3 protein-coding genes are annotated in these 3478 nt (G+C 71.6%); 2 read left to right on the forward strand and 1 reads right to left on the reverse strand.

Translation table 11 applies throughout. The features are described from left to right. Positions 1–110 precede the first annotated feature (110 nt). Positions 111–1166, forward strand: coding sequence for an amidohydrolase family protein (locus C1I98_RS36785; protein WP_111171890.1), 1056 nt, complete (start codon positions 111–113; stop codon positions 1164–1166). Between the two features lie 18 nt (positions 1167–1184). Here the strand turns inward: C1I98_RS36785 and C1I98_RS36790 are convergent, their stop codons facing one another. Then, positions 1185–2117 (reverse strand): GlxA family transcriptional regulator, encoded by a 933-nt coding sequence (locus C1I98_RS36790; RefSeq protein WP_111171891.1) that lies wholly within the window; start codon positions 2115–2117, stop codon positions 1185–1187. A gap of 53 nt (positions 2118–2170) precedes the next feature. Between C1I98_RS36790 and C1I98_RS36795 the strand changes: the two genes are divergently transcribed. Continuing rightward, positions 2171–3388 carry an MFS transporter gene (locus C1I98_RS36795; RefSeq protein ID WP_233508502.1) on the forward strand — a complete coding sequence of 406 codons (1218 nt, stop codon included), beginning with the start codon at positions 2171–2173 and terminating at the stop codon, positions 3386–3388. Positions 3389–3478: the final 90 nt, after the last annotated feature.

Raw genomic sequence — 3478 nt, forward strand, 5'->3', positions numbered from 1 at the left:
ACCCGGTACCCGGCGCCCCGGTTTCGGGCACCGAAGGCGTTCTGCCCCCTTGACACGCTAATTCGGAATGCCATTCTGTATGATGGAATACTCCCGAACCGGATCAAGGGATGAGCATGCCGTACGATCCGCCGCTTTCCACCTATCGCCCGATATCGCAGCTCAACGTCCCCGCTCACGAGGTCGAGCGGGCCGCCCTGCCCACCGTGGACGCCCACATCCACCTCGGCCGCTGGCTCAGCGACGACGGCGACTGGATGGTCAAGGACGTCCCCGCCCTGATCGGCATGATGGACGAGCTGAACCTGCGCGGCATGGTCAATCTCGACGGCCGCTGGGGCCGGGAGCTGGCCGAGAACATCGAGCGGTACGACGCCGCCCACCCCGGCAGGTTCGCCACGTTCTGCCACGTGGACTGGTCACTGGCCGCCGAGCCGGGCTTCGGCGAGAAGCTGGCCGCCCAGCTCCGCCGTTCGGTGGCCGAGGGCGCGGCCGGCCTGAAGGTCTGGAAGGACGTCGGCCTGCGGGTGCGCGACCACCGCGGCGAACTGCTGATGCTGGACGACCCCCGGCTGGATCCGCTGTGGGCCGCGGTGGGGGAGTGCCGGGTGCCGATCGCCCTGCACACCGCCGACCCGGTGGCCTTCTTCGAGCCCGCGGACGAGCGCAACGAACGGCTCGAACAGCTCAACGCCCGTTCCGACTGGAACTTCTCCGGCCCGGAGTTCCCGCCCTTCCAGCGGCTGATGGACGCGATGGAGGCGATGATCGCCGAGCATCCGGCGACCACCGTGATCGGCGTCCACGCGGGCTGCTGGCCGGAGAACCTGGCCTTCGCCGGCCGGCTGCTGGACACCTATCCCAACTTCCACATCGACATCGCCGCGCGGATCGCCGAGCTGGGCCGCCAGCCGCGCACGGCCCGCGCGCTGATGCTGCGCCACCCGGGCCGCGTACTGTTCGGCACCGACGAGATCCCGCCCGATCGCGCGGTCTACCGCATCCACTTCCGGTTCATGGAGACCGGCGACGAGGCGTTCGCGCACTCGCTGGACGACCCGCCGCAGATGGGCCGCTGGACGATCTCCGGCCTGCACCTGCCCGCCGAGGTCCTGCGGCAGGTCTACACCGAAAACGCCCTGCGGCTCGTACCGAGGCTGGCCTGACACCCCGCGCCGAGCGGCTCAGCGGAACGAGCGCCGGTAGGACGCCGGCGTGGTGTGCAGCGCGGTGCGGAAGCGGCGGCGGAGGTTGACCGCGGAGGACAGGCCGACGCGCCGGGCGATGGTCTCCACGGGCAGGTCGGATTCCTCCAGCAGGGCGCGGGTGGCGGCGAGGCGGCGTTCGAGCAGCCAGCGGGCCGGTGGGACGCCGAGCTGTTCTGCGAACTGGCGGGTCAGGGTACGTACCGAGGTGCCGCTCCGGGCGGCCATGTCCTCCACGGTGATGGGCGCGGAGAGGTTCGCGAGCAGCCACTCCAGCAGCGGGGCCAGCGAGGCGGGCATGGGACCCGTGGTCGGCAGCGGCGGGTACTGCCGCTGGCATCCCTCCCGGTGCGGCCCGGCGGCGAGCTGGCGGCCGATCCGCATGGCGTGCGCGGCCCCGAACCCCCGCAGCACCTGGTGCAGGCACAGGTCGATGGTGGCGGCGGAGGCGCCCGCGGTGGCGACGTCGCCGTGGTCGACGTAGATGACCGTGTCGTCCAGGTGGATGCCCGGGAAGCGGGCGGCGACCTCGGCGGACAGCTCCCAGTGGACGGAGGCGCGGCGGCCGTCGAGCAGCCCGAGGGCGGCGGGCACGAAGATGCCCGAGCAGACGGCGACGATCCGCCCGCCCCGGGCGTGGACGTCGCGCACGGCGTCGAGTACGGCGGGCGTCGGCCCGACCGACCAGCTCGCGATGATCGCCGTGTCGGCGTCGGCGAGCGCCCCGAGGCCGTGCTCCACCTGGATGGGGATGCCCAGAGTGGTGGTGAGGGTGCCGGGATGTTCCGTGCAGAGCCGGAAGTCGTAGTGTTGCGGGATGTCCGGGCCGTGGTAGCCGAAGACCGCGGCGGCGGAGGTCACCGGATACAGCTCCTGGTTCGGCCCGACGAGTGCCACTACGCGGTGGGTCATGGCGCGAATGTACCTGATGATGTCATCTGGGACACCTGTCACGATCGACCGCGATGTCCAATATTGAGCGCGTGACATCGCTGTGGACCAGGAACTTCACCTTCTACTTCGGCGCACGGGCGATCTCGCTCCTCGGGGACGCCCTCATGCCGGTCGCGTCCGCCCTCGCCGTCGGGCAGCTCTACGGCATAGCCGGGGTCGGCTATGTCCTGGCCGCGCTGACCACCCCGTTCGTCCTGTTCATTCTCTTCGGCGGCGTCTTCGCCGACCGGATCGGCGCCCGCACCATGATGATCGGCGCGGACGTGGTCCGCGTCATCACCCAGGGGGTCGTGGCCGTCGCCTTCTTCACCGGCGATCCGCCGCTGCCCCTGCTGTTGGCCATGTCCTTCCTCGCGGGCGCCGCCGCGGCCATGTTCCAGCCCGGGGTCAACGGCATGGTCCCCCAGGTGGCCAAGGACCCGCAGCGGGCCAACGCGACGCTCAAGTTCGCCGACGCGGTGACGCAGCTCGCCGGGCCCGCGCTGGCCGGGGTGCTCATGGCGGTCACCGGACCGGGCTTCGTCTACACCCTGGACGCGGCGACGTTCCTGGTCAGCGGGGTGTGCCTGGCGCTGGTCCGGCTGCCCGCGATGCCGCGCGCGACGAGTACGAGGGTGCTGTCGGACCTACGGCGCGGGTGGGAGGAGTTCCGCGCGCGGACCTGGATGTGGTCGGTGATCCTGGTCTGGGTCGTCTGGGGCCTTCTGGTGGTCGGGCCGTACGTCCCGCTGTCGTCGCAGATCATCGGGGCGGACTACGGGTGGGTGATGGCGGCGCTGGGGCTCGGTACGGTGCTCGGCGGGACGCTCGCGCTCCGGTTCCGCCCGGTCAGACCGCTCGCGGCGGGCGCGATGGCCCTGTCCGGGTACGCGCCGATGCCGCTGATGGTGGCGCTCGGCGCGCCGCTCCCGGTGCTCATGCTGGCGCACGTGGCCGGCGGGTGCGCCTGGGCGTTCTGGTCGGTGATGTGGTCCACCAGCGTGCAGACGCAGGTCCCGCCGGACGTGCTCAACCGGGTCACGGCTTATGAGGTGGCGGGCTCGGTCGCCGGCATGGCGGTCGGGCAGGCGCTCGCCGGGCCGGTCACCACGCTGATCGAGCCCCGCGACTTCATGGCCGGCTCGGCGGCCGTGGGGATCGGCGTGGTGTGCGCCCTGCTCCTGATCGCCCCGGTACGCCGGCTGCGCCGTGCCGGCCTGAACGACGCCGAACTACGCTCGACACCATGAATCTCACGAATCACGTGCGGTTACTCGCGGTGCTCGCGCTGGCCACCGGCTTATCGGTGGCCGCGCCGGCGCAGGCCCACACCCCGGGCC

Origin of the sequence: Spongiactinospora gelatinilytica (assembly GCF_003236385.1) — a bacterium.
GTDB lineage: Bacteria > Actinomycetota > Actinomycetes > Streptosporangiales > Streptosporangiaceae > Spongiactinospora > Spongiactinospora gelatinilytica.